The 24130-nt window shown below is 62.7% G+C and carries 24 protein-coding genes; 15 read left to right on the forward strand and 9 right to left on the reverse strand.

Features of this window, described 5'->3' with window-relative positions:
- Positions 1 to 62 precede the first annotated feature (62 nt).
- Positions 63 to 1121, forward strand: coding sequence for an isopenicillin N synthase family oxygenase (locus ACKAMS_RS10840; protein WP_223304565.1), 1059 nt, complete (start codon positions 63 to 65; stop codon positions 1119 to 1121).
- A gap of 8 nt (positions 1122 to 1129) precedes the next feature.
- Here ACKAMS_RS10840 and ACKAMS_RS10845 read toward each other — a convergent pair whose 3' ends face one another.
- On the reverse strand, positions 1130 to 3247 hold the full coding sequence (locus tag ACKAMS_RS10845) for an FAD-dependent oxidoreductase (protein WP_070797618.1): 2118 nt from the start codon (positions 3245 to 3247) through the stop codon (positions 1130 to 1132).
- 59 nt (positions 3248 to 3306) lie between these two features.
- Complete coding sequence (locus ACKAMS_RS10850) at positions 3307 to 4692, reverse strand: PLP-dependent aminotransferase family protein (RefSeq protein ID WP_408989023.1); 1386 nt, start codon at positions 4690 to 4692, stop codon at positions 3307 to 3309.
- 97 nt (positions 4693 to 4789) lie between these two features.
- Here ACKAMS_RS10850 and ACKAMS_RS10855 point away from each other — a divergent pair, with 97 nt between their 5' ends.
- On the forward strand, positions 4790 to 5497 hold the full coding sequence (locus tag ACKAMS_RS10855; RefSeq protein ID WP_070385325.1) for a pyridoxamine 5'-phosphate oxidase family protein: 708 nt from the start codon (positions 4790 to 4792) through the stop codon (positions 5495 to 5497).
- Between the two features lie 80 nt (positions 5498 to 5577).
- Here ACKAMS_RS10855 and ACKAMS_RS10860 read toward each other — a convergent pair whose 3' ends face one another.
- The 4 genes from ACKAMS_RS10860 to ACKAMS_RS10875 all read right to left on the reverse strand — a co-directional run bounded on the left by ACKAMS_RS10860 (position 5578) and on the right by ACKAMS_RS10875 (position 9025).
- Entirely contained in the window at positions 5578 to 6816 is a 1239-nt protein-coding gene (locus tag ACKAMS_RS10860) for a DUF222 domain-containing protein (protein ID WP_408989024.1), read from the reverse strand.
- Between the two features lie 59 nt (positions 6817 to 6875).
- Positions 6876 to 7691, reverse strand: a complete 816-nt coding sequence (locus ACKAMS_RS10865; RefSeq protein WP_069145282.1) for a slipin family protein — start codon at positions 7689 to 7691, stop codon at positions 6876 to 6878.
- Entirely contained in the window at positions 7688 to 8158 is a 471-nt protein-coding gene (locus ACKAMS_RS10870; RefSeq protein ID WP_080910792.1) for an NfeD family protein, read from the reverse strand. The genes ACKAMS_RS10865 and ACKAMS_RS10870 overlap by 4 nt, the downstream gene beginning before the upstream one ends.
- 117 nt (positions 8159 to 8275) lie before the next feature.
- The gene (locus tag ACKAMS_RS10875) at positions 8276 to 9025 is read right to left on the reverse strand and encodes an IclR family transcriptional regulator (RefSeq protein WP_020971387.1); all 750 of its coding nucleotides are present in this window, start codon (positions 9023 to 9025) and stop codon (positions 8276 to 8278) included.
- Between the two features lie 247 nt (positions 9026 to 9272).
- Between ACKAMS_RS10875 and ACKAMS_RS10880 the strand changes: the two genes are divergently transcribed.
- From ACKAMS_RS10880 to ACKAMS_RS10920, 9 genes are all read left to right on the forward strand, one after another.
- Entirely contained in the window at positions 9273 to 10325 is a 1053-nt protein-coding gene (locus ACKAMS_RS10880) for an NrtA/SsuA/CpmA family ABC transporter substrate-binding protein (protein ID WP_019746070.1), read from the forward strand.
- Positions 10326 to 10329: 4 nt separating this feature from the next.
- On the forward strand, positions 10330 to 11187 hold the full coding sequence (locus ACKAMS_RS10885) for an ABC transporter permease (RefSeq protein ID WP_019746071.1): 858 nt from the start codon (positions 10330 to 10332) through the stop codon (positions 11185 to 11187).
- Positions 11184 to 12026 carry an ABC transporter ATP-binding protein gene (locus ACKAMS_RS10890; protein ID WP_031332129.1) on the forward strand — a complete coding sequence of 281 codons (843 nt, stop codon included), beginning with the start codon at positions 11184 to 11186 and terminating at the stop codon, positions 12024 to 12026. The genes ACKAMS_RS10885 and ACKAMS_RS10890 overlap by 4 nt, the downstream gene beginning before the upstream one ends.
- Positions 12010 to 13053 (forward strand): ABC transporter substrate-binding protein, encoded by a 1044-nt coding sequence (locus ACKAMS_RS10895; protein ID WP_084326391.1) that lies wholly within the window; start codon positions 12010 to 12012, stop codon positions 13051 to 13053. Before ACKAMS_RS10890 ends, ACKAMS_RS10895 begins: the two co-directional genes overlap by 17 nt.
- Positions 13050 to 14159 (forward strand): LLM class flavin-dependent oxidoreductase, encoded by a 1110-nt coding sequence (locus ACKAMS_RS10900; RefSeq protein ID WP_003946034.1) that lies wholly within the window; start codon positions 13050 to 13052, stop codon positions 14157 to 14159. Before ACKAMS_RS10895 ends, ACKAMS_RS10900 begins: the two co-directional genes overlap by 4 nt.
- Positions 14156 to 15310: an LLM class flavin-dependent oxidoreductase gene (locus ACKAMS_RS10905; RefSeq protein WP_408989025.1), complete on the forward strand. Its 1155-nt coding sequence runs from the start codon at positions 14156 to 14158 to the stop codon at positions 15308 to 15310. The genes ACKAMS_RS10900 and ACKAMS_RS10905 overlap by 4 nt, the downstream gene beginning before the upstream one ends.
- Positions 15307 to 16014 (forward strand): class II aldolase/adducin family protein, encoded by a 708-nt coding sequence (locus ACKAMS_RS10910; protein ID WP_020909735.1) that lies wholly within the window; start codon positions 15307 to 15309, stop codon positions 16012 to 16014. Before ACKAMS_RS10905 ends, ACKAMS_RS10910 begins: the two co-directional genes overlap by 4 nt.
- A 41-nt stretch (positions 16015 to 16055) precedes the next feature.
- Entirely contained in the window at positions 16056 to 16997 is a 942-nt protein-coding gene (locus ACKAMS_RS10915) for an ABC transporter substrate-binding protein (protein ID WP_141488107.1), read from the forward strand.
- Between the two features lie 240 nt (positions 16998 to 17237).
- On the forward strand, positions 17238 to 18488 hold the full coding sequence (locus tag ACKAMS_RS10920; RefSeq protein ID WP_408989026.1) for a reverse transcriptase family protein: 1251 nt from the start codon (positions 17238 to 17240) through the stop codon (positions 18486 to 18488).
- 13 nt (positions 18489 to 18501) lie between these two features.
- Here ACKAMS_RS10920 and ACKAMS_RS10925 read toward each other — a convergent pair whose 3' ends face one another.
- Genes ACKAMS_RS10925 through ACKAMS_RS10935 form a run of 3 tightly spaced genes read right to left on the reverse strand, consistent with a single transcriptional unit; the run spans position 18502 to position 20522 of the window.
- On the reverse strand, positions 18502 to 18888 hold the full coding sequence (locus ACKAMS_RS10925; RefSeq protein ID WP_003946047.1) for a RidA family protein: 387 nt from the start codon (positions 18886 to 18888) through the stop codon (positions 18502 to 18504).
- Positions 18889 to 18930: 42 nt separating this feature from the next.
- Positions 18931 to 19743 (reverse strand): alpha/beta fold hydrolase, encoded by an 813-nt coding sequence (locus ACKAMS_RS10930; RefSeq protein WP_060939382.1) that lies wholly within the window; start codon positions 19741 to 19743, stop codon positions 18931 to 18933.
- Positions 19740 to 20522, reverse strand: a complete 783-nt coding sequence (locus tag ACKAMS_RS10935; protein ID WP_019746079.1) for an IclR family transcriptional regulator — start codon at positions 20520 to 20522, stop codon at positions 19740 to 19742. The genes ACKAMS_RS10930 and ACKAMS_RS10935 overlap by 4 nt, the downstream gene beginning before the upstream one ends.
- A gap of 195 nt (positions 20523 to 20717) precedes the next feature.
- On the opposite strand from ACKAMS_RS10935, the gene ACKAMS_RS10940 reads away from it, so the two are divergent.
- Genes ACKAMS_RS10940 through ACKAMS_RS10955 form a run of 4 tightly spaced genes read left to right on the forward strand, consistent with a single transcriptional unit; the run spans position 20718 to position 24106 of the window.
- A complete protein-coding gene (locus tag ACKAMS_RS10940) occupies positions 20718 to 21722 on the forward strand; it encodes an ABC transporter substrate-binding protein (protein ID WP_279163329.1) in 1005 nt (334 codons plus the stop codon).
- Positions 21723 to 21732: 10 nt separating this feature from the next.
- Positions 21733 to 22515, forward strand: coding sequence for an ABC transporter permease (locus ACKAMS_RS10945; RefSeq protein WP_408989027.1), 783 nt, complete (start codon positions 21733 to 21735; stop codon positions 22513 to 22515).
- Positions 22516 to 22517: 2 nt separating this feature from the next.
- Entirely contained in the window at positions 22518 to 23300 is a 783-nt protein-coding gene (locus ACKAMS_RS10950; protein WP_202022878.1) for an ABC transporter permease, read from the forward strand.
- Positions 23300 to 24106: an ABC transporter ATP-binding protein gene (locus ACKAMS_RS10955; protein WP_408989028.1), complete on the forward strand. Its 807-nt coding sequence runs from the start codon at positions 23300 to 23302 to the stop codon at positions 24104 to 24106. The genes ACKAMS_RS10950 and ACKAMS_RS10955 overlap by 1 nt, the downstream gene beginning before the upstream one ends.
- The last annotated feature ends 24 nt before the right edge of the window (positions 24107 to 24130 follow it).

Here is a 24130-nt window from a genome sequence, read left to right on the forward strand (position 1 = left end):
GCGGGTAATCACGCCTGCGGCTGCCGAATCGCTGCGCGGGTCCGGGTGCCGATCAGCGTGGAATGATGGACATCAGAACCATCACACGGATCGAGGACCCCATGTCGATTACGTCGCTGCCAGTGCTCGATCTGTCGCTTGCGCAGAACCCCGACACCGCCGAGCAGTTCCGCACTCAGCTCCGCGAGGCCACCCACGAGGTCGGATTCTTCTACCTGGTCGGCCACGGAATTCCCGACGAATTGCAGCGACGCCTCCTCGACGTCGCCCGCGAGTTCTTCGCGCTTCCCACTGCCGAGAAGCTCGCGATCGAGAACGTCCGCAGCCCGCACTTCCGTGGGTACACCAGGCTCGGCGGCGAACTGACCGAAGGCAAGCAGGACTGGCGCGAGCAGATCGACATCGGCGCCGAACAGCCCGCGGCCGAGCGCACCGACACCTCACCGGCCTGGGAGATCCTGCAGGGCCCCAACCAGTGGCCCGACGCCCTTCCCGAACTTCGCGACGTCATCACCGAGTGGAACGACACACTCACCTCGATCGCATTGAGCCTCTTACGCGAATGGGCGGTAGCCCTGGGCCAGGATGCGAACATCTTCGACGACGCGTTCGCTCACGATCCGTCGATCCTCATCAAGGTGGTGCGTTACCCGGGCCGCCCGAAAGGTGCCGGCTCCCAGGGCGTCGGCGGGCACAAGGACGCGGGTGTACTGACACTGCTCTATGTCGAACCGGGCAAGGGCGGTCTGCAGGTCGAGCACGACGGCGACTGGATCGACGCCCCGCCGATCGACGGGGCGCTGGTGGTCAACATCGGCGAACTTCTCGAGGTCGCTACCGGCGGCTACTTGAAAGCGACTGTGCACCGGGTAGTTTCACCCGAAGGTGACGGTGAACGTATCTCGGTGCCGTTCTTCTTCAACCCGAACTACGCAGCGCAGATCCCGGAGTTCGACCTACCGCCCGAGCTGGCGGCGCGCGCCACCGGCGTCACCGTGGACGCGAACAACCCGATCCACGATTCCTACGGGGCGAACGCCCTCAAGAGTCGACTACGCGCGCACCCCGATGTCGCGGCCCGATGGTGGCCGGACATCGTTGCGGCACAAAGCGCTACCTAGGGGATGGGTCAAAGATCCATCGCAACTTTCCACGCCGTGTGCATCGCACCTTCGATGTAGTCGACGTTCACCGCGTCACCGACCACGTGCACGTCGGAGACGACGCCGATCAGAGCGTCGGCCAGCGGCGCTTGCGCTGACACCCCCGAGGCGACGACAACCATGTCGGCTGGAGCGGTCAGTGTCTTGTCACCGGAACGGAATTCGACGTGCTCCTTGGTGATTCGCTGCACCGTTGAATTGCGGTGAATGTCCACACCGACATGCTTGGCGTGGCGCACAGCCGTCCAGCGGCGCGGCATCGCCATCGGAATACCCAACTGCTGGCCTTCTTCGATCAGCGTCACATTACGACCTCGCTCGGCCAGGAACTCCGCAAGCTCGAGTCCGACAAGCGAACCACCGATCACGACAACGTCCTTACCCATGGGCAGGAACTTGCGAGTCACAGCTCGGATCGCCGCGGGGCTCTTGGTGATACCGGACAGCTTGCCCAACTTGGCCATCGTCCGCAGGAACGGCGGCACCTGAGAGACGTCTCCAGCGCCGGTCATCAACGCGCGCAACGAATCACCGGTGTGCACGTGCGGCAAGTCGCCGCCCGGAACACTAGGCCGCTCACGAACTGCACCGGTGGCCACGACTACGGCGTCGGGGTTCAGTGCCCGGATCGAAGCAACCGAGGCTTCGGTCTTCAGTCGAACATCGACACCGAGACGCTCGATCTCCACTTTCAACCAGCTGAGCAGACGCCCGTTGTCCGGGGTAGTGAGGCTCGAGAACCACAGGGTGCCGCCGAGGCGATCGGATTTGTCCAACACCGTGACTCGGTGCCCACGTTCAGCGGCCACGCGAGCCGTTTCGAGACCACCGGGGCCCGCTCCGACCACAACAACGTGTTTCGGAGTGCTGGTCCGAACGAAGGGGAGCAGCGCTTCGTTGCCCAGGGCAGGGTTCACCGCGCACAGCGGGGTCTCGTCCCAGAAGTTCTCCTGCACGCAGACGTAGCAATTGATGCAAGGCCGAACCCGCTCGGGTACACCGTCTTTGAGTTTGTTCACCAACTGTGGATCGGCCAGGAGCTGGCGGCCCATCGCGGCGAAGTCCGTGCGACCTTCCGCGATCATCTTCTCGCCGACCTCTGGGAGCATACGTCCGACCGTGATCACGGGGATCGATATCGCCTGCTTGATTCGCGTTGCATTGTCCGTGTAGTAGCCGACCTTGTCGGGCAGGGGGCCGTCGGTGAAGTTGGCAAAAGCATTCAGCGCGGTACCGGTGACGTGAATGGCGTCAGCGCCGGCCTCTTCGAACATCTTGGCGGCCGCAGCAGCCTCGTCGACGGTCAGCCCGTCGGTTTCGCCGTACTCTTGACCGGCCAGACGCACGATGACGGCAAGCGCACCGCCGACCTCCTCCTTGACCGCCCGAATGACCTCACAAGCCAGGCGTGCACGGTTCTCCATGGAACCTCCGTACTCATCGCTGCGCTGATTCGTGTAGCGACTCAGGAACGCTCCGAGGACGTAGTTGTGGGCACAGTGAATCTCGACGGCGTCGCCGCCGGCCGCTTTCACCCGTCCGGCAGCCTCGGCGAACATGCGGACGAGCCAATCAAGATCTTCCTTGGTGGCCTCGTGGTAGGTCGCCCTCTTGCCCTCGTTGATGGCAGCCATCTTGCCCAGTTCCTCGGGCGTGCAGTCGGCCATCGCACTCATGTCACCCGGCGGCTTCGGTGTGGACGGGACCAGCTGCGGTCGGCCGTCGAGGGTATCGATGCGCGCCACCTTGCCGTGGTGTGTCATCTGCACACAGAGCTTGCTGCCTGCGTCGTGCACCGCGTCTGCCAGCGCTTTGAGTCCGGGGATGAACCGGTCTTCGGAGAGCCCCGGTTCCTTGCGGCTGGTGCAGCCCAGCGGGTACGCAACAGCGCAGCAACCGGTGATGATCAGACCCGTTCCACCGGCCGCACGAGCCACGAAGTGGTCGATGTCGCCCTTTTCGATTTCCCCGTCTTCACACAGGTTCATGTCCATCGCAGGGAGAACCACGCGATTGGGCACGGTCATCGGGCCGATGGTGCCTGGTGCGAGCAGGTGCGGAAAGGTCTGGCTTCGGATCGTCACGAGCAGACGCTAGAACTGGACCACGCCCATCCGTTGCCGCACTCCCGATCAACGAGACTTCACGCGCTGTGACGTGCGAGGCACTCGGCTATCACCTCGAGCGCATATTCGAGGTCTGCGGATTCCACTCGCCCGTAGCCGATGACCAATCCACCGGGGTCTCCGTGCGTTCGGGTGGACTCGACCAGGGTGGGCACTTCGACGCCGTGCAGGAGTGCCTCGCGAGCGACGGTCGCTGCCAGATCCGCGTCGAGCATGAGCGTCGTGTGCATGCCGGCGCCGAGTCCGCGCAGTTCACCGAACGATGACAGCGCGTCCTCGAGCGCCCGATCGCGCTCGCGGTACCTGCGCCGGGCGGTACGTACCGCCCGATCCCATTCGCCGTCACGGAGCAGGGACAGGAGTGCTTGCTGCAGCGGAACCGACGGGAAGTCGCCGATTCGCTTGCGGTGTAATGCTATGCGGTCGACCAGGTCGAGGGGAGCTACCAACCAGCCCAATCGAATTCCGGCGCCGAGCGTTTTGGCAACCGTTCCGAGATACACCACCCGATCAGGAGCCAACTGGGCAAGCGCAGGTAAAGGCGCTACGTCGTAACGGAATTCGGAGTCGTAATCGTCCTCGAACAGGACTACGTCGCGGGCGCGGGCGAACTCGATCAACTGGTTGCGCCGACCTACCGGAAGCAGCCCACCTGTCGGATACTGATGGGACGGTGTCACATACACACCGCGGACGCTCTCCGACGCCGTTTCGAGTTGGTCGACACAGAGACCATGAGCGTCGACGGGCACGTCGAGCAGCGACCATCCACAGGCTGTTGCGGCCGAGGACGCATACCGGTATCCGGGATCTTCCATCGCCAGAACAGCACCACGGGTACGCAGAGCCGACAGGGCGAGGCCGAGACCATGCGTGGCACCTGAGGTGATCAGGATTCTCTCGGGTTCAACCGACATTCCGCGGGCTCTTGCCAGCAATTCCGATAGTGCCGAACGCAATTCGTAGTCACCCGCAGGATCGGGATCCTCGAATGGTGGCGGTTTGGACCCGACATCACGCCACGCCCGCCGCCACGCTGCCGATGCACGCGGCGGCGTCCACGGCACGCCTGGCCGGAGCTGCACCCTGGGTGACATCTTGTCGGCGGTCTTCTTCGGTGTAGTCGTGGGAGTGACCGCGGGAGAGGGCGCCTCGGCAACGAAGGTGCCCGAGCCGTGCACAGCGACAAGCCAACCCTCGGCAATCAACTGCTCATACGCCCGTTCCACGACGCCCCGCGCCACCTCGAGCTCCGCCGCCAGCTTCCGGGAACTGGGCAACCTCAGTCCCACTGCCGCCTTACCACTGCGGATATCCGCTCTGAGGTGGTCGGCAATCTGGATCGGGAGCGCCCGCCGATCTGTCCGGTCGAGGACGACGGCTACCGCCGAAGGAAGAAACATTCAGAACCCTCTCGGAAGTGGCACATCGAAGTGGCCTATCGAAGTCTCCACTGATTGGACCATGACTTGAAGCCACTTTGCCACCAGCATTGTCTGCATGACAGATTCCGTTGTCTTTGCTGCCCCTGCTCCTGCCCCCACTGCACCTATTCCGCTGTCTCCGACAGCACGTACGACGCACAAGCGCGCCCGCCACCACGGCGTCGCAGAACGCGCGGCACTCGTCGACGTCTTGCAGTCCGCGAAGCTGTGCCACATGGGCGTGAACGTCGGCGGAGTTCCCATGGTGTTTCCCACCGCGTACGGGTTCGACCTCGACGGCCCTGACCGCGGCGGGTCTATTTATGTTCACGGCTCGGTGGCCTCGCGAAGCTTGGCTCCGGACAGCGAAATCTGCATCACCATCACGATCCTCGACGGGCTCGTGTTGGCTCGGTCGGGCTTCCACCACTCGATGAACTACCGCAGCGGCGTCATCATCGGATCACCTCGAGTCGTGACCGAATGCGACGAGCGAGTGAAGGCTTTGAATCTGATCGTCGACCAGGTGGTTCCCGGACGTTCCCAACACTTGCGGGATCACACGCGCAAGGAAATGGCGGCAACCATCGTTCTTGCACTGCCGTTGTACGAGGCTTCCGTCAAGGCCCGCACCGGCGGTCCCGGCGACGATGCCGCCGACATCGGTGTCGAAACCGTCTGGGCTGGAGTAGTTCCTGCAGCTACGCACTTCGGTGAACCGATCCCGTCCGAGGATCTCGACTCCGGTGTCGCGCTTCCGGACCATATCTCGACGATGCTCTGACCGCACACGCGACTCCGACAAACGCAGCTCGCACCGGGGCATGGCTATGCCCCGGTGTGTACGTATTCAGTTGCGCCCGTTCAGGCTGCTGTGGGCGGGCTGTTCCCGCCGATCGGATGCTGGTGCGGATCAACCGACATCGGTGGATAGAACACCGACTTCCGATCCGGGCCGATCTCGACACGCCATTCGGTGTGGTGCAGTGTCCGATGATGATGACCGCACAACAAGATCAGATTGTCGAGATCTGTTGGGCCACCATCACCCCAGTGAACAATATGATGAGCATCGCACCACCCCGACGGCGTCCCACACCCCGGAAACGCACACCCACCATCCCGAACCGCCAACGCCCGCCTCTGCGGCACCGTCGCGGTTCTCGCTTCCTTACCGCAGTCGAGCGGAACACCATTCTCATCCAGGAGGATCCGGGTGACGGTGCAGTCGCACGCCAGCATCCGTGCGGTATCGATACTGATCGGACCCACCCAATCCGTCCACGCAAACCCGAGTTCCTCCGTGGACGGCAACAGGTCTTTCAGAACTTTAAGGTCCGTCATGTCTTTCGCGGACGCGGTGACCGTGATGTGTGGTTTCACGCCGCCCTCGATCGGACCCAACCCCGCCCGCTCGTACCGGCGCAACAACTCGCAAAACCCGTCCGCACGCCGTAATGCAGGCGTGCGGGTGTCCTTGACACCGTCCTTCTCCGGTGTCGGAGCGGACAGGCTCGACAACAACGTGATCAGACGGGCCCCGTTCACAGCATCCAGATCGCCCTTCACCGTGACCCGCCCGTACAGGCCTTTCGAGGCGTAGAACTCGTTACGTTCGGAATCCTCCCCGACCGGAACACCGTCCTCACGCTTGCCGTACTGCTTCTCGATCCGCCGAATCGCCGCCCGCACCGCATCACAATCGGCAATGTTCTTCGACGCCAACGACAACAAAATCCCCCGGGCCTTGTCCACATCCGCCAGGGTCATGTTCTTCGGCGGATGCTGACAAAACGACGCCACCTGACGCGCTTTCAACGCATCCACATCACCGCGGTGAAACGCATCCGCCACCACAGGTTCGAGCATCAACAACCGCGCCAACCCGACCAGCAGACTGCACTCACCGATCTCCAAATTCGTCGAACCATGCAACCACTGCGCGATCGCCCGAAAACCCTTCCCCCCGAGAACCTCCCGGGAAAACATCTCCACGATCAACAACACCAACCGCGACTGCAACTCGTGCCGGGCACGCACCAGATCCAGAACCTCACCCCTGAGGCCCTCACCATCCAGCTGCCACGCATCCCAACTGTCCATGAAGCAATCATATTCGAACAGAGTTTCGAACACAAGAGAAAACGAGATGAAACTAGCTGCTAGTCAACAACTTTCGCATTCCAGACAGAACGGGCATGTTCTTGGGTGGCTGTGGAGACCTCCGCTTGACCGCCCATGAAGGGCCGGACAAGATCCAGCGGCAAGGGGAAGACAACGGTGGAGTTGTTCTCGCTACCGATCTCGTGAAGTGTCTGCAGATATCGCAATTGCAGGGTGGTCGGATTGCGGCTGATTACCTCGGCCGCCTCGGCGAGCTTGGCCGAAGCCTGAAACTCTGCGTCGGCGTTGATGATCTTGGCTCGACGTTCACGTTCGGCCTCTGCTTGCCTGGCGATGGCGCGCTGCATGTTGGCTGGAATCTCGACGTCCTTGATCTCGACGGTCGTGACCTTGACGCCCCACGGTTCGGTCTGCTGGTCGATGACTTTCTGCAGATCCTCGTTGAGGCGTTCCCGTTCGGATAGCAGCGAGTCCAGCTCAGCTTTACCGAGGATGGAGCGCAGTGTGGTCTGGGCGATCTGCGAGGTGGCGGCCAGAAAGTCCTCGACTTCGACTATCGAACGGTCAGCGTCGACGACCCGAAAGTACGTGACGGCGGTGACCTTCACAGGAACATTGTCGCGGGTAATCACTTCTTGGACCGGTATTTTCAGCGTGACGGTTCGCAGACTGACCCGTTCCATGCGATCGATCGCCGGCACCAGAATCACCAGGCCTGGGCCTTTCAAGGTGATCAATCGGCCGAGGCGGAACACCACCGCGCGCTCGTACTCGCGCAGAACTCTCACCGACATTCCCACAAGGACTGCAATCAGCACGACAAACACGGACAACATGACAAGCACGGTGGTCATAGCGGCAGCTCCCACGGTTCACGACGGCGCACTTTCAGAGTCAGGCCTCGTACCTGCTCTACGACGACGAATTCGCCCACGGCAGGCACGGAGTCGTCGTACCCGAATTCCATTCGAGCACTCCATAATCCGCCGTCAAGCTCGACCTGACCCTGCGCGCCGGTCCAACTGCGAACGGTCGCGTCGGAACCGACAAGAGATTCCGTCCCCGTACGCACGGGAGCGCGGCGCGCGGTAAGCGCTTTTCGACTCGCTACCGCCACCACGCCCAGGCCGACTACCGCGACTCCCGCCGTCACCGGGATCGCGATCAATTGGCCGATACCGTCGGATGTGAAAAGCATCCAGACGCCGGCACCGATCATGAGTGCTCCAAGCACACCGAGCACCCCCGCGGTTGGGGCATGCGCCTCGACCACGATCAACAGGACGCCCAGCAGCAGGGCAACGACACCGATCGTCGTCATCACTCGTCTCCACGCTCGCGAGGACGCGGTCACGTCGCGTAGCCATTGTGCGATCGCGCCCTCGACTTCAACGGTAATCACGTTCGGCCGGATCTGCCACAAGCGCTTCACGCCAGTTCAGAGAAGCACTTCACCGATCTGTCGCGCAGTCACCTTGGCAAGGTCGGCGAGGAACGGAATCCGTTCGTCGATCATCAGCTCGACCGGACCACGAAGCCCGAGAGCGTAACGCACAGTGCCGGATCCATCGATGATCGGAATTCCGATCGTTCGGTAATCCGGGGTCAACTCCTCGTCGTTGAATCCGTATCCTCGCTCACGAGTCAGTTCCAATTCCCGGCGGATACCGGCAACATCGGTGATCGCACGCTGAGTGGTCGCTTCACGTGGCAGCGCAGCGAGCTCGGAATCGTCGACATCGGACCAAGCCAGAAAGGCTTTCCCCAGTGCGCTCGCATGCAAGGGAAGGCGGACACCCTGGAGCACGTGCCCGTCGGCCTCGCGCCATCGGCTGAATCCGAGCAACACCACCTCACTTCCGCTTCGCACTGCCAGGGAGGCGGATGCTCCTGTCGTCGCGGCCAATTGCTCCAAATAGGGCTCGGACAGATAGATCCGATGCTGCCGGTAGGAGACCTGTCCGTATGCCGCCAGCGCCGCGCCGATGCGATACCGACTGGTTGCGTCGTCCTTCTCGAGGAACCCCGCGTCGACGAGCGACTGCAGCAATCGATGCGTGGTGCTGACCGCAAGCTCTTGTCGCCGCGCAACTTCCGAGACTCCCAGTTCTTCGCCACTGCGAAAACATGTGAGCATGGTCAGGGCACGGGTTACCGTCTGAACTCCCGCGCCGCGTGCGTCCGTCACGAACGATCCTTTCGCTGTGGCCTGATCGACCTGAGAATCGGACGCTAACACGGACCCAGCAGTCCGGCCATCCTTTCCATCAGGTGGAAAGGAACCAGACGACGGTCCATAAAAGCCCAGATGAACAGACTTCCGATGTTGTCAAGATTTCCAATCTCCAGAAAACAAACGGGGGTAAAACGGACAGGCACCCAATAGCGTCATCGTCGTCAGTTCTGACGAATCAACGCCTGAAGGAGCCACATACATGTCCCGCTTCCGCCGACTGCCACGAGCTGCCGCTGCGCTCGCCATGATCCCGCTGGCCGGGTTGGCGGTGGCGTGTGGGTCTTCCGATTCCGACAGCGCCGCAGGCAATTCCAGCGCCGACTTCACGCTCAAAGTCTTCGATCCCGGAAACTCCGGTGCCATCGCCGTCGGCAAGCGTGACGGAACCTACGACGAGGCGCTGGCACCGCTGGGCGCAAAGATCGAATGGGTCAAGACCACACCGGGATTCAGCTCCAACCTCAAACTGTTCAACAGCGGAGAACTCGACATCCAAACCGGCGCATACAGTCCCGTCGTCGGCGCACTGTCGAAGGACGTGGGTGTCCGCATCTTCGCCACGTCCGACCCGTACAACAAGGACCAGGCCGGCATCATCGCCACTCCGGAATCCGGAATCAAGACCGTCGCAGATCTGGCCGGCAAGCGCATCGCCGTCAACCCTGCAGGTAAGGGCGAGTACATCACGCTCAAGGCCCTGACGCAGGCCGGAGTGCCGATCGATTCCGTCGAACGTGTTCCGCTGCAACAGGCTGACGCGGCGTCGGCGTTCTCCACCGGGCAGGTCGACGCGTGGGCATCCTTCCTGATTCCATATCAGGAGGCGAAGGCCAAGGGCGCGGTCGAGATCGCAACCGAGGCGAGCATCGACTCCGTGGACAGCACCATCATCGCCGGCCGCACCGCAGTACTCGAAGCGCATCCCGAGGTGGTCCAGAAGTTCCTCGAGGTCACCCAGGAACTCACCGCGAAGCAGCAGGCCGACCCAGCAGCCTTCGAGAACGTCTTCGAACAGACCGGTCCGCGTGCACTCTCCGGACAGCGGCTCGACGACGCGATCACCCTGGGCGGCCAGATCACCAACTTCCGCTATCCGACCGCAGCGGATGCCACCGACCTCGAATCGATCTCCACGCTGTTCGCCGAGAACAAGGTGATCCAGCAGCCCCTCAAGGGCAGCGACGTGATCTTCGACCTCCAGGGTGCTGTGGCAGGTTCGGCAGCGGCAGCGCCCACCACCGAGGGGAAGTGACCCGATGGTGACGCTGACCCGCCCCGCACGAACGGCGTCGCCGTCAGTGGAACATCCGCAACTCGAAACGCCCCGCTACCGGCGCAATCGCAGCAGGCCCAAGTGGGTCTCGATCCCCCTCCGCTTCCTCGTGCCCGCGCTGCTGGTTGCCGGATGGTGGATCGGATCCGCTACCGGACTGATCCGCGAAGAGATCCTGGCCGGACCTCCGGCGGTGTGGACGGCATTCGCCGAGCTGTACCAGTCGGGTCAGTTGGTCGACTTCGGTCTCGCGTCGCTTCAACGTGCTGCACTCGGTGTTTCGGTCGGTGTGATCGTCGGATTGGTGCTCGGGGTTCTCTCCGGTCTCTCCTCGCTCGGTGAAGAACTGATCGACTCGACCATGCAGATCAATCGCGCGGTTCCGTTCCTCGCGCTCGTTCCGCTGTTCATCGCCTGGTTCGGTATCGACGAAACTTTCAAGGTGGTCCTGATCGCGGTCGCGACCGTCGCCCCCATGTACGCGTACACCTACCTGGGAGTGCGCGGGGTCGATCGCAAGATGGTGGAAGCGGCACAGGGTTTCGGACTGACAGGTTGGCGACTGGTGTTCGGAGCGATTCTTCCGACCGCCCTCCCCGGTGTTCTGATGGGGCTTCGAATCTGCCTGTCGCTCAGCATCACCGGATTGATCGCCGCCGAGCAGGTCGGCACACGTGAGGGCATCGGATACCTGGTCACTCTGGCGCAGGAATACAACCGCACCGATTACATGGTTCTGTGCATCGTCATGTACGCGGCGCTGGGTCTCATCTTCGACGCCGTCGTCAGGCTGATCGAGCGGTACTCCATGCCGTGGCGGAGATTGTCGGTGGCGCGATGACGAACACGACCGTCGGCTCGCTGCCGACCACCGAAGCACCTCTCCCGCCGTTGGCAACGCGTGAGCGGACCGGCACCACTGCGGCCGAACGACGAGCCGGATCACCAGTGGCAGTCTCACTCACCGGAGTGCGGAAGTCGTTCGGTGACAAGACTGTTCTGGGTGGTATCGACCTCGAGATCACACGCGGAGAGTTCGTCGTTCTCCTCGGCCCCAGCGGCACCGGCAAGACGACCCTGTTGCGAGTGCTCTCCGGTTTGGAAGCACCGGACAGCGGCGAGGTGCTGGTTCCGCGCGACCGCACGGTCGTCTACCAGGAACCGCGATTGATCCCGTCGAAGCGAGTTCTGGCTAATGTCACAGTCGGACAGAAGCGGTCACGTCAGGTGACCGACAATGCACGCAACGCACTCTCCGAGGTCAACCTCGCGGACAAGCACCGTGCCTGGCCGGCCACCCTCTCCGGCGGCGAGGCCCAACGCGTCGCATTGGCTCGCGCTCTCGTTCGCGAACCTGAACTATTACTGCTCGACGAACCGTTCGCGGCCCTCGACGCTTTGACCAGGCTCCAAATGCAAGACTTGGTAGGCGATCTGGTCGCCCGCCACCGTCCGGCTGTACTACTCGTCACGCACGACGTCGACGAAGCCGTACGACTTGCCGACCGCGTGCTCATCCTCGACAAGGGCGGGTTTGCCGTGGACGTCGACATCGACCTGCCACGCCCCCGCGATCGGAACGATCCCGAATCTTTGCGCTACCGAGCGAGTTTCCTGAAGGAACTCGGTGTCGGCCGCACCTTCCCCGACGGACAGGACAGTCATGACATTGATCGCTGATTCCGCAATCGACACACTCTGGTACACCCGCTGCCCCGTTCCCACCGCCAGCGGTCTCGCCAACAGTCTCGGTTGGCTCGACCGGACGGCAAACGAATCCGGAGTGCGTTTCGGCGTACTGCAAGATGCCGGACCGGAATTGGCAGTGCGCCATTTCGATCACCACCTCTCCGGACTCATTCGCGAGGGCGGCAACGTCCCCGCACTGGCCGCGCGTGCCAGTGGTTCTCCGACGCGGCTCATCGGGCTCACCTGGATCGACGAGGCCCAGGCGATCCTGGTGCGCGGAGACTCCGACATCCGAGAAGCAGGTCTTCTGGCCGGCGCTCGGATCGGAATCCCGGCCTGGGCTGCGGATCAGGCCAGGAGCTTTCCTCGCGCCATGGCCCTGCACGGCTTCGCCTCCGCACTTCGACTGGGCGAGTTGAGTTTTGCCGACGTCACCCTCGTCGAGGTTGCGACGACCGCAGCCCCCGAGGTCCGCACCGCCTCGTCCACCCGCAACACGACGTGGGGTGTCGAATCCCTGCTCCGCGGCGACGTCGATGCCATCTACGTCAAGGGCGCCCGCGCCCAGGAAGTTGCCCGCGAACACGGCCTCGCCGTGGCCGTCGATCTCGATTCCACTGCATCCCTCCGTGATCGCGTGAACAACGGCACCCCACGACCGATCACGGTTCATGCCGACCTACTCGAACAGCGCCCGGACATCGTCGTCGGTTTCCTCGCCGAGAGCCTGAGAGCAGCGGACTGGGCCGCAGCCAACATCGACGAGGTCCGAGCCGTGCTGCAGACCGAAACACAGTCCGGGCCCGAAGGTGTGGTGGCAGCCTACGGCGAGAACTTCCACACCGGACTGCATTTGAGCCTGTCGGACGAGCGTGTGGACCTGCTCGGCGTGCAGAAACAATTCCTGTATGCGCACGGCTTCCTTGCCGCCGACTTCGACCTGCGGTCCTGGGTGGCGCACGAACCACTGGAACAGGCACGCGCACTTGTCGCCGCGCAGAAGGGCACAGAAGAATGACGGACGTCTACTGGGAGCTGCCCTCGCGCGGTGACGGACGCCGGGCAGTGGCCGCGCTGAACAGTCGCGGCGGCTTCGGGCCACAGCGACCGACTACCGTCGCGACCGATGTTCGCCCCGGAAACTTCGGGCCCTTCGACGAATTGGCACAGATCGTTCTCGCAGCCGAACTGTCGGGCGTCGACGGCGTTGTCGCACCGTACGATCCGAATGGCGAAGAATCCTGGATCGTTGCTGCCGCCGCCCTACGTCAGACGCGTCATTCGCGAGTGGTCGTGGAGTTTCACCCCACTTTCGGGACCCCCGTCTACGCCGCCAAAATGTCGGCCACACTTCAGCGCCTGTCGGCAGGTCGTCTCGAATGGCGAGTGAAGGTAGAGACGGACCCCGAAGACGCCGCTGCTCGCGGAGACGTGGTTCGAGGAGCCGACCGCTACGCGCGCGCCGCGGAGTTCCTGACCGTCGCACGCGGTGTGTGGAACGAGGAACAGATTCTCCCCGGCGGATTCGGCGGCACGGGTTACGACTTCGACGGCGAGTACTACGACGTACTCGGCGGCGGATTCCGAGGCATCTTGTCGGGACTCCGTTTTCCCCGAGTACATCTGACCGGAGACTCACCGGAAGCTCTGGAACTCTCGGCCCACCATGCCGATGTCCATCAGTTCACCCTTGCCGGTGACGAGTTGTCGACACGGATCACCACCCTCGACGACCGAGCATCCGAACTCGGCAGGACCGTCGAGAAGGTCCTGCGCATCCCGATCATCGCGAGGGAGACAGCCGACGAAGCCTGGGCTCGCGTCGAACGGCAACTGAGAGAATCCGATTCCGCTGCACTCGAGATCGACCGGGGCGGCATCCTGTGGTCCGGATTCGACCGCATCGGCTACGAGCACAGTATCGGCCTCGTCGGAAGCTACGAGGAAGTGGCGCAGCGATTGTCGTCGTATCGCGATCTCGGCGTGGACGGTTTCGTCCTGTCCGGTCGGCCACACATCGAAGAGCTGCACCGGGCGGGCGAGCATCTCCTGCACCTGGTCGATCCCGAGGGTCGGATCCGCAAGGAAGAGAAGGCCACCACAGAAGAGAAGGCCACCGCATGAGCATCGATTTCTATTGGCGGATCGGGATGGAAGGCGACCACGCGTCGCTGCGTACTCCGCGTCGCTACAACCGCGGCGATGCCGGTGGATACGGGCCGGGCAACATCGCTCCCGCGATCCGCGGCGGCGAGTTGGACGGATACAGCTACATCGACCACATGGCCGCAGTGGCAAAGGCTTCCGAGTCTGCCGGCTTCCTCGGTGGACTGCTGCCGTCCTTCCCGATGACCGAGGATCCGTGGGCGACCGCAGGAGCGTTGGCCGCCGAGACCACCACGTACCGTTTCATGGTCGCGTTCCAACCAGGGTTCCTTCACCCGGTGCAGGCCGCGCGGATGTCGGCGAGTCTGCAGCGAGCAACTGGCGGACGTCTGGTTTACAACATCATCAGTGGTGGAGGCGGCGCGCCTCAGCTGTGGTGGGGCGACAAAGTCGACCACGACGATCGCTACACCAGGACATCCGAGTTCCTCGATGTCCTCAAGGGTGTGTGGGACGGCGAACCTTTCGACTTCGACGGTCGCTTCTTCCAAACCCACGGCGCTGCACTGCCACCCGGACTTGCCGGCCAGCCGTTTCCCGAGGTGTACTTCTCCGGATCTTCGGCAGCAGCCGTCGCCGCCGCCGGACTGCACTCCGATTACTACCTTTCCTGGCTGGAGCCGTACGCCGATCTGAGAGCCAAGATCGACGGCGTGCGGGAGAACTCGGCCAAGCTGGGACGCACCCCGAAGTTCGCCGTACGCATCGACGTCGTTGCCCGGCACACCGAAGAAGCCGCGTGGGCCGAGATCGAGAAAGGCTGGGCTTTCGTCGACAAGGGGGCCGCCGACCGCGCAGCGCAGGGTGATTCGGTGGGCGCCGCCCGCATCAAGGGGTGGGTGCCCGAACACATCACCGGTTACCGAGATCTGGAAGTGCAGCCCAACGTGTGGTGTGGCTTCAGCCTCATCCGCGGCGGACCAGCGTTCGGACTGGTCGGCAGCTACGAACAGGTCGCCGAAAGACTCGACGAGCTGCGCGAACTGGGCGTCGACGCCTTCATCCTCGCGGGTAACCCGCATCTCGAAGAGGCATACCGCGTCGGCGAAGAAGTTCTTCCCCTCCTGCAGCGCACCCCGATCACACCTTCTGGACTGGAGACTCGATGACCACCACCGAAACTCGACTCGACGCCGATACCGCAGCATTCGTCGAAGCAGCGCGCAAAGCAGCAGACAAGGCATTCGACGTCTTCCGCAAGACCGGAACGGTTGCAGCCAACGGGACCGTGAACTTCGTCGAACGCGTACCCGGCACCGAAATCGCGGTCGCCCTGAACGACCCGGGACCGTGGGCGGACGATCCGTCGGTGTCACCGGTTGTCGCTACGTTCGATGGAGAGGTGCTGTCCGGCAACGGATCGGCTGGTTTTGTCACCGGCTACGCGTCAGTGTTCCGTGAGCATCCGGAAATCACCAGCGTTGTCCACATCCACACTCCGTGGCTCGGCGGTTGGGCCCAGACACACCGGACGCTACCCATCCGATATGCGGCTTCGCAGAGGCTGACGCTCTCCCGAGAGATTCCGCCGCACATCGATCGGTCCCGTTCTGCGGGCGAGTTCATTCTCGAGCGTCTCGAACACGATCCCGATCTGGTGGCGATCTTCGAAGCCAACGGCGGGGTCAACGTCATCGGCCGCAGCGGGTTGCTCGACCTCGCGAAGTTCGTCGTCCTCCTCGAGGAAGGCGCGCAGTTCCAGGCGATCGCCGAAACCCTCGGCGGTTCGGTCGAATTCGATCCGTCCAACCTCACGGTCCAGTGGGGCCGTAGCGGACTCGCCGACGAGGCGCGTCGACGCGGCCTCATCTAGCCACCCCCATCACTGATTCAGAACAGGAAAGCGTAGATCTCATGACCGTTCGCGTCGGATACTTCCCACACAACAATTCACTGTTCGTTTTGCGCCACACCGGAATCCTCGAACGTCGTCTCCCGGACGTCGAGTGGGTGGACCTGCGTGAGCTTCCCGCCAAGCCTGCAGTGAACCCGGAAAACGCCTTGCCGACCCTGCACTCGGACTGGCTGTTCGAGGAGGGCGGATACGATGTGATCGGAACCGGATTCACGCCGCCGGTCACCGGATTGGCTCAGGGCCGCGATCTCGTCTACATCGGAATCTCCGGCCCCCGCGTGGAGAACGGGCGCCTGGTAGTCAAGGCAGAGTCCGAGATCAACACGGTAGAGGACCTGCGCGGCAAGCGCGTCGGCATCGCGCACGGATCATGGCAGACCACACTTTTGTTGTTCGCCTTGGATCAGGCGGGGCTGACCTGGTCCGACATCGTCCCTGTCGACACCGACGTGCGCGGTGGTGGAGCGGACCTCGTCGACGGCACCATCGATGCCTGGGTAGGGGCGTACCCGGGGCTGACCGACATCGAAGCGAACCACGAACTGCGCACGCTGATCGCCACCGACGGACTCTTCAGCCACCCCTCACTGTGGTTCACCCGGCGCGATTTCGCGGATACCAACCCGGAGGCCCTCCAGGCGATCATCGAGGCCCTGCAGGAATCCGACGCCTGGATCGAAGCCAACCCCCGCGAAGCCGCGCAGATCTTCGTCGACGACATCGAGAAGCGTGGCGGGTCCGCGAGCATCAATGCCTGGGAAGCTGCACTGCGCGGACGTCCTTTCGGTGTCAACCCGGTCACCGACGAGTTCCTCGACGAGCAGCAGCGCGCGGCCGATCTCCTGCTGAGCAACGGACTACTGCCGCAGGCGGTCACCGTCCGCGAAGCAGTCGTGCCGTGGATCAGCGAGTTCGTCGGTTCGGATCGTTCGTCGATCTGAGGGCCCACACCTGACAGATCCGCTTCACACGTGACAGATACCGAACGGTCTGCCATTGTGAAGGGATGCGGCGGCGCGTGGGTGAGAGTTGGTCCACGCGACCAGTCTCAGGGGTAACCCCTGGGTCGGCCAGAAGAATTGGATACTGCGTCCACCGGCGTTCGGCACGCTCCGCGTGCTTGCCGCCGCACCGGACAAAGGATTTGGTCACCCCGCCCCGTCGCATCCCGGGGTCGAATCATGCGTGACTTCGAGCTCGATCCCGAGTTGGCGCGTCGTCTGGCCGTTGCGGCTGCTGATGCTCCGTGGACCCTCAGCGGCCTCGAGGAGGCATTCGGAACCGTCTTCGGCGTTTCCCCGACGCTCCTGGCCGTGCGCGTTCTCGACCTCATGCCCGCCCCACCGTTCGAACCGCAAACGCTGTACCGATTGCTTCGCGAACTACCTCGCCTGCGGCCTGTTCCTCTCTCACTGGACACCAATGAATCTTCGGTGTGGCGGTTCGACGTTCCCCGCTACAACACCAGTGTGGACCTGGCTCGTTCACTGGATCTGACGATCTCCGAACTCGAGTGGTTTGCCGACCGAGGGGAATGGCTCCGCACGAAACCCCTACCGCTACGCCACTACCGGCCCATGCAGATCAGCAAGAAGACCGGCGCTCGCCTCCTCGAGGTACCGAAATCTCGATTGCGCGAAATTCAGCGCAAGATTCTGCGCCGCATACTCGACCTGGTGCCCCCACACGACGCGGCACACGGATTCGTCCGTGGTCGAAGCCCTCTGACTTTTGCAGCGCCGCACGCACAGTCGGAAATCGTGATCGGTGTGGACCTCGCGCAGTTCTTCCCCTCGATCAGCGGCAGCCGCGTTCACGCCGTCTTCACAGCCCTCGGCTATCCACCCGCAGTGGCAGGAGTTCTCACCGGATTGTGCACTGTTGCAACACCTGCCGATACCCTGCGCGGACTACCGTATGCACAGGCATCACAGCTACGCACCGCGCATCTTCCGCAAGGCGCGCCAACTTCGCCGGCACTGGCGAATCTCGTCGCACGCAAACTCGACATCCGCTTGAGTGGACTCGCACAAGCGAACTGGCTCACCTACACCCGATACGCCGACGACCTCGCGTTCTCCGGAATTGAAGTAGCCGACGTCGGAACCCTCCTCTGGACGGTCGAGCAGATCGCCAGGGACGAAGGGTTTGCCATCCATCCACGAAAGACCAAGGTGATGCGCCCTCATCGACGCCAACACCTCACCGGATTGGTGATCAACGACCAACCGTCGTATCCGCGTGACGACTACGATCGCTTGCGTGCCCTGCTGCACAATGCCGCCAGTACTTCTGCGCAGGAACAGAATCGGGACGGTATCGAGAACTTCCGCGCCCACATCTACGGCCGGATCGCGCACATCGGCGAAACCAGCACTACGCGCCGACGCACATTGCTGCGCCTGGCTGAACGTGTGGATTGGGACGGTTAGTGCCCGCGAGCAGTCAGACCCGCGGTGTGTAGGCCATGCATTCGACTTCCATGTGCGCACCCAGCGCCAGTCCGTCTGTTCCGAACGCACTGCGGGCCGGCAGTCTCGACGCCGGGAAGTACTCGAGGTAGACCTTGTTGAACTCCTGCCAACGAGACATGTCGTCAAGCATGACAGTGCATTTGAAGATTGCTTCGACGCCGGAACCGTAAGCGATCAGCGAAGCCACGATGTTCTCCATGGTCTGTCGAGCCTGCGCTTCGAAGCCGTCGGCCAAAGTCCCGTCCGGGAGCATGCCGATCTGACCCGACAGATACAGAACGTCTCCGACGCGCACTCCGGTGGAGAACGGCGTATCGAAAGCGGGTGGGATGAACTCGACGGTCTGAGATGAATCCATTAGATCTCCTCGGAGTTGGAATATGCGTGACGAGTTGGTGTTTCAGCGCACTGGGCGGGCACGAACATCGGCCAGGAAGTGCGCCACCAACTCGTTCCACGCGTGTGGGTCCTCGAAGTAGGGGGAGTGGCCGCGGTCGGCAAGTTCGACCACTTCGGCGTGGGGCAGGAACTCGGCGGCGCTGCGAATCCGCTCGGGTGTCATCAAATCGTCCAGCTCACCCGCGATCAGCAGAACCGGCGCCGTCACCGCGGCAAGATCGCTCGGCGAGTAGTTGTGGGCCTTGAGAATTCGGAAGAACTCGGTGTCAGGTGGGCGATGACCGAAGGTGCCGAGAGCTTGGTACAGGTATGCCCTCGCCATGTCCAAGCTCGGCAACCGTCCGCCCACAGCGGGGTGTTCCCCCAATGGCCGCGCCGTGACGGGCGCCGCGGTGAGGGGAGGTGCGCTGTCCGGACCGAATCCGACGGGAATGCCGCCGGTCGTGCAGGCCAGGACTACCGACTCCACCCGCTCCGGAACAGCGATCGCGGTCCCCAATGCGGCCCAACCGCCCATCGACTGGCCGACCACGTGCGCTCGATCGACCTCCAACAGGTTCATGATTTCGATCAGATCCGAGACTGCCGCTACCGGGCCGTGGTTGCCCTTTTCGTTGGTGGACCGGCCGAATCCTCGCTGATCCCAGCTGATTACCCGATAATGCTGAGCGAAGTACGGTACCTGTTGGTACCAGACCGCGGCGTTGCCGCCGAGACCGTGCGTGAGAATCAGATCCGGGCCTTCGCCGGCAGTCTCGTACCAGACCCGTTCGCCGTCTGCGACGGTGATGAAGCCCTCGGTCCGTGAAATCATCCTTCTTCTCCTGTGTCGGACGGGCGCTTGCCCGAAGTGTGGTCAGTGAGGAGTTGCTGCACTTCATCGGTGGCCCGCAGCAGGTGTTCTTCGACCATTCGCGTCGTTTTCGCATCGAAGTCGGTATCGAACCCGATCACCGTCAACGCGCAGAGCGGAGATCCCTTGCGGGAAGACACTGCACGCGAGACCGAACCGATGATGTCCTGAGATCGTTTGTGTACAACGGCGAATCCGGTTTTCTGCGTCTCGGCTATGTCGGCGAGAAAGCCGGTGGGGCCTTCCAGTGGATAGCCGCTCTTCTCCACCATCGCCAGGTAGGGCGCCCGGGTGTTGTCCTCGAGTGCCGCGACCAACGCGAGCGGACCCGCGAACCGGTGCGGCGGAAGCAGATCCCCGAGCATCCGAGTGATCATCTTGAGTCTCTCGGGACGCAGCGCCGCGATGATCCGCGTTCCGCCGCTCTCGAGAACCTGCAGATTCACCATCATGTCGGTGCTCTCGGACAGCACCCGCATGGTCGGATCGCACAAGGCCGCCAACGAGTGCGCTGCCGCTTCGTGGGAAACCTGCAGTGCAGCCGGGCCGGGGAGATAGCGACCGTCGTAGCGGAAGACCCAACCACGGTTCGCGAGTTCTCCGAGCACTCGGTGCGCAGTCGGGCGGAGCATCCCGACTTCTTCTGCCAGTTCGCTGAGCTTCATCGGCGTGGTCGAGCGCGCGATGGCCTCGAGTAGATCCAGCGCTTTGTCGACGGCGGACGCAGAACCCTTCGTCATCCGATCCCCTCCCGGTGCCGTGGATGTACCCGGCGATCCGAAATCTCGTGTTCTTGGAAAACCCTTGGCATTCGTCTTGGAAATTACTATAGTCACAACAATCGTTCCGGCGTACGGAATTCTTTGAGCGTCTTCACCTTCCCACCGGATTACCGGCAAGGAAGTCATATCTTTCCCAGCGAGAGGCTTTCGGACATGACGGTTGGACATACCCTTCGGTCGACACCACGGTTCAGAGTTGTTGCCCTAGCTGCGGTCGCGACCGCAGCATTGGCACTGACCGGCTGCTCGAGCGACGCCACGGCCTCCGACGACGGGGGCACCCAGACCACCACGATTCGAATCGCACCTCAGCCGATCGCAGACTTCGCACCGATCTGGCTCGGAATGGAGCAGGGATACTTCACCGACGAAGGACTCGACATCCAACTCGTCGAGGGCGGTGCTAGTTCCTCGGCTCAAATTCCGTTGCTGCTCAGCGGAAATGCAGATATGGCAGCCACGACCGCCGCCGCCGCAATTCAGGCACGCAGCCAGAACATGCCCGTCACCATCGTCGGAGGACTCACGAATTTTGCCGCGAGTGACGACGTCGACCAGTCCGGCCTCGTCGTCGCCAAAGACAGTTCCATCAGCGGCTTCCGTGACCTCGAAGGCAAAACCGTTGCGATCAGCGGATTGAAGTCCGTCAGCGAGGCAGTCATCTCTGCTGCGGTGGAGAAGTCCGGTGGAGCAGCGGACAAGATCTCGTTCATTCAGGCGCCCATGCCCAACCTCGGCGACCTTGTTTCCACTGGCGGAGCCGATGCGGCATTCCTCATCGATCCGTTCCTGAGCAAAGCAACCGACTCGGGGCTGAAGATCCTCGGCCACCCCTTCCCCTTGGCCGCGCCCGGTGTGCCAGGGACCTCGCTGGTCGCTTCGGAATCGTTTGTCGACGCGAACCCGGACTCACTCGCCAAATTCCGCACGGCGCTTGCCAAATCCGTCGACTACGCCAATCAGAATCCGGGCGCCGTCAAGGCTGCACTCTCGACACAAGCCAAGATTCCGCTCGAAATGCTGGCCAACAGCAAGAATCCTCAGTTCGTCGCAGTAGTGGAACCGGGTGCTCTCGGCACGGAGATCGAACTGCTGGTCAAGTACGGGGTACTGACGGATTCGGTCGAGGCCGATTCCTTGCTGACCCCGGCCAACTGAGTTGTCCGCCTTGACAACCCTGCAGACTCGCCGCAGGCAGGTTCTGCTCGGTCGGCTGCTGACGCTCTTCGCGTTGGCAGCCGCCTGGCAGATCTTCGGAATGCTCGGCGACGAGGACGTCAAAGGTATTCCGAAGTTCAGCGACGTGGCAGTGGCCCTTGTGAACGAACTCGGCACGTCCCCGTTGTGGACATCACTGGGACAAACGGTGACCACCACGGCGATCGGATTGGCTCTGTGCCTGGTGATCGGAATCCCGGCAGGACTGCTGCTCGCCGCGCACCCGTTCCTGACGGTCTCCTCCCGTTTCGTCATCGACTTCTGCCGAACCGTTCCGCCGCTCGCAATCATTCCGCTCTTTCTGCTGATCATGGGCCCGACGCAACGGATGGCGGTGGCACTGATCGTGGCAGTAAGTGTGTGGCCGATTCTGCTCCAGACGATTCACGGTGTGCGCAACGTCGACCCGGAACTGCTGGCGACCGCACGCTCCTTCCGACTTCCGCTGTGGCGCAGACTCGCTCTCGTCGTCGCACCGGCGTCGATGCCCTACATCTTCACCGGGATTCGCATCTCGGCAACACTGAGCTTGCTGCTGACCATCGGTGCAGAATTGATCGCGGGCGTGCCGGGACTCGGTAAGGAGATCCTGCTGAGCCAATCCGTCCCCGATCGAATGTTCGCACTGATCATCGTCGCCGCACTACTCGGAATGCTGCTCGCCTTCGCCGTGATGGCGATCGAGAATCGTTTACTTGCTTGGCATTACATCCCGAGGAGGATGACGACGTGAAGATGATGTCAGGACTTCGACTCCTCGCGTGGGAGTTGTGGCTGCCGATCTTGATCGTCGTCGTATGGTACTTCGGTTCGGAGTCGAGCAAGTCGCCCTACTTCCCGCCACTGTCGCGTATCTGGAAAGCGTTTGTGGACAACTGGTTCGGTCCGGGATTCGCCCACGACGTCGTACCGAGCTTGACCAACCTTGCCTTCGGTCTTGCCGTGGCACTGGTGGTCGGCATCGGCGCCGGTCTCCTGCTGGCACTGTTCCCGCTGGCTGCCGATATTGCCGATCCGTTTCTCCAGTTCTTCCGCGCCATTCCGGCGCTGGCCGTATTGCCCGCCCTCTTCATCGTTTTCGGAACCGGTTCGACGGGTAACGTTGCCGCCATCGCCTTCGGCGCGGTCTGGCCGATACTCCTCAACACCCTCGACGGCATTCGCTCCATCGACCCGAGTATCCGATTGGTGGCGCGCAGCTACCGGATCCGTACACCCCTCCTGGTGACGCAGGTACTCCTCCCCGGAGCGATGCCGCAGATAACAGTCGGCATCCGTACCAGTCTCGCGATCGGTGTCGTCATCATGGTCGGCAGCGAAATGTATGTCTCCACTGCAGGAATCGGTCACTTCGTGATCGTCGCGCAACAGACATTCGCCATCGCGGACATGTGGTCCGGAATTCTCCTGCTGGGAATCATCGGATACGTGCTCAACCTCGGATACGGCGTGATCGAACGATGGTTGCTCAGATGGCAGCCGCGGACCCACGACGCTCTCGCAGTGAAAGGAAACTGATGTCATCCACAGAATCTGCGGCATCGATACCCGCAGTCGAACTGAACGGCCTCGGGGTGACCTATGGCGGCCCCACCGGCCGCGAAGTGCTCCGCGGGATCGACCTTACGGTCGCACCGGGAGAAATCGTCTGCATCGTCGGCCATTCCGGCATCGGCAAAAGCACGCTGATTCGTTGCATCGCCGGTCTGCAGAAGCCGACCACCGGTGAGGTCCACATCGCCGGGATCGCGATCGATGCACCGCCGGCCACTCTGGCTCTCGTGTCACAGGACTACGGACGCACACTGATGCCGTGGCTTCGAGTGGGCGAGAACGTTCGCCTGCCGCTGCGGGGCAACAGTCTGGCGCGGAAGATTCAGAACGAGAGGGTTACCGATGCACTCGCCGTTGTCGGTCTAGGCGGCGCTGCGCGTTCCTACCCCTGGCAGTTGTCCGGCGGAATGCAGCAGAGAGTAGCGATAGCTCGCGCTCTCGCCTATCGGCCGCAGGTACTCCTCATGGACGAACCCTTCGCGTCGGTCGATGCGCAGACCCGCGCGGAACTCGAAGACCTGCTGCTGACGCTTCAACGTGATCTTGGTATCACCGTCCTCCTGGTCACCCACGACGTCGACGAGTCGGTGTACCTGTCCGATCGAGTGGTCGTACTCGGCGGAACGCCGGCATTGATGCAGGACATCGTCGACGTCCCGTTGACCGGAGCTCGAGATCAACTGACCACCAAGGCGGACCCACTGTTCATCGAGTGCCGTACCAGGGTGCTGTCCGCAATCCAGCAGTCCAAAACGGTGGCGCCCGTGTAGTGGGCACCTCGCCTAGTCTGGCTC

It is taken from the genome of Rhodococcus sp. 5A-K4 (genome assembly GCF_046097995.1).
Lineage (GTDB): Bacteria > Actinomycetota > Actinomycetes > Mycobacteriales > Mycobacteriaceae > Rhodococcus_F > Rhodococcus_F erythropolis.

What these genes read in the sequence shown, in the direction of transcription:
- ACKAMS_RS10935 (WP_019746079.1), bottom strand. Translation starts at nt 20,522, where the DNA reads ATGACGAAGGGTTCTGCGTCCGCCGTCGACAAAGCGCTGGATCTACTC.
- ACKAMS_RS10915 (WP_141488107.1), top strand. Translation starts at nt 16,056, where the DNA reads ATGACCGTTCGCGTCGGATACTTCCCACACAACAATTCACTGTTCGTT.
- ACKAMS_RS10880 (WP_019746070.1), top strand. Translation starts at nt 9,273, where the DNA reads ATGTCCCGCTTCCGCCGACTGCCACGAGCTGCCGCTGCGCTCGCCATG.
- ACKAMS_RS10920 (WP_408989026.1), top strand. Translation starts at nt 17,238, where the DNA reads ATGCGTGACTTCGAGCTCGATCCCGAGTTGGCGCGTCGTCTGGCCGTT.
- ACKAMS_RS10885 (WP_019746071.1), top strand. Translation starts at nt 10,330, where the DNA reads ATGGTGACGCTGACCCGCCCCGCACGAACGGCGTCGCCGTCAGTGGAA.
- ACKAMS_RS10950 (WP_202022878.1), top strand. Translation starts at nt 22,518, where the DNA reads ATGATGTCAGGACTTCGACTCCTCGCGTGGGAGTTGTGGCTGCCGATC.
- ACKAMS_RS10910 (WP_020909735.1), top strand. Translation starts at nt 15,307, where the DNA reads ATGACCACCACCGAAACTCGACTCGACGCCGATACCGCAGCATTCGTC.
- ACKAMS_RS10905 (WP_408989025.1), top strand. Translation starts at nt 14,156, where the DNA reads ATGAGCATCGATTTCTATTGGCGGATCGGGATGGAAGGCGACCACGCG.
- ACKAMS_RS10930 (WP_060939382.1), bottom strand. Translation starts at nt 19,743, where the DNA reads ATGATTTCACGGACCGAGGGCTTCATCACCGTCGCAGACGGCGAACGG.
- ACKAMS_RS10855 (WP_070385325.1), top strand. Translation starts at nt 4,790, where the DNA reads ATGACAGATTCCGTTGTCTTTGCTGCCCCTGCTCCTGCCCCCACTGCA.
- ACKAMS_RS10865 (WP_069145282.1), bottom strand. Translation starts at nt 7,691, where the DNA reads ATGACCACCGTGCTTGTCATGTTGTCCGTGTTTGTCGTGCTGATTGCA.
- ACKAMS_RS10890 (WP_031332129.1), top strand. Translation starts at nt 11,184, where the DNA reads ATGACGAACACGACCGTCGGCTCGCTGCCGACCACCGAAGCACCTCTC.
- ACKAMS_RS10955 (WP_408989028.1), top strand. Translation starts at nt 23,300, where the DNA reads ATGTCATCCACAGAATCTGCGGCATCGATACCCGCAGTCGAACTGAAC.
- ACKAMS_RS10900 (WP_003946034.1), top strand. Translation starts at nt 13,050, where the DNA reads ATGACGGACGTCTACTGGGAGCTGCCCTCGCGCGGTGACGGACGCCGG.
- ACKAMS_RS10925 (WP_003946047.1), bottom strand. Translation starts at nt 18,888, where the DNA reads ATGGATTCATCTCAGACCGTCGAGTTCATCCCACCCGCTTTCGATACG.
- ACKAMS_RS10870 (WP_080910792.1), bottom strand. Translation starts at nt 8,158, where the DNA reads ATGACGACGATCGGTGTCGTTGCCCTGCTGCTGGGCGTCCTGTTGATC.
- ACKAMS_RS10860 (WP_408989024.1), bottom strand. Translation starts at nt 6,816, where the DNA reads ATGGACAGTTGGGATGCGTGGCAGCTGGATGGTGAGGGCCTCAGGGGT.
- ACKAMS_RS10840 (WP_223304565.1), top strand. Translation starts at nt 63, where the DNA reads ATGATGGACATCAGAACCATCACACGGATCGAGGACCCCATGTCGATT.
- ACKAMS_RS10895 (WP_084326391.1), top strand. Translation starts at nt 12,010, where the DNA reads ATGACATTGATCGCTGATTCCGCAATCGACACACTCTGGTACACCCGC.
- ACKAMS_RS10940 (WP_279163329.1), top strand. Translation starts at nt 20,718, where the DNA reads ATGACGGTTGGACATACCCTTCGGTCGACACCACGGTTCAGAGTTGTT.
- ACKAMS_RS10850 (WP_408989023.1), bottom strand. Translation starts at nt 4,692, where the DNA reads ATGTTTCTTCCTTCGGCGGTAGCCGTCGTCCTCGACCGGACAGATCGG.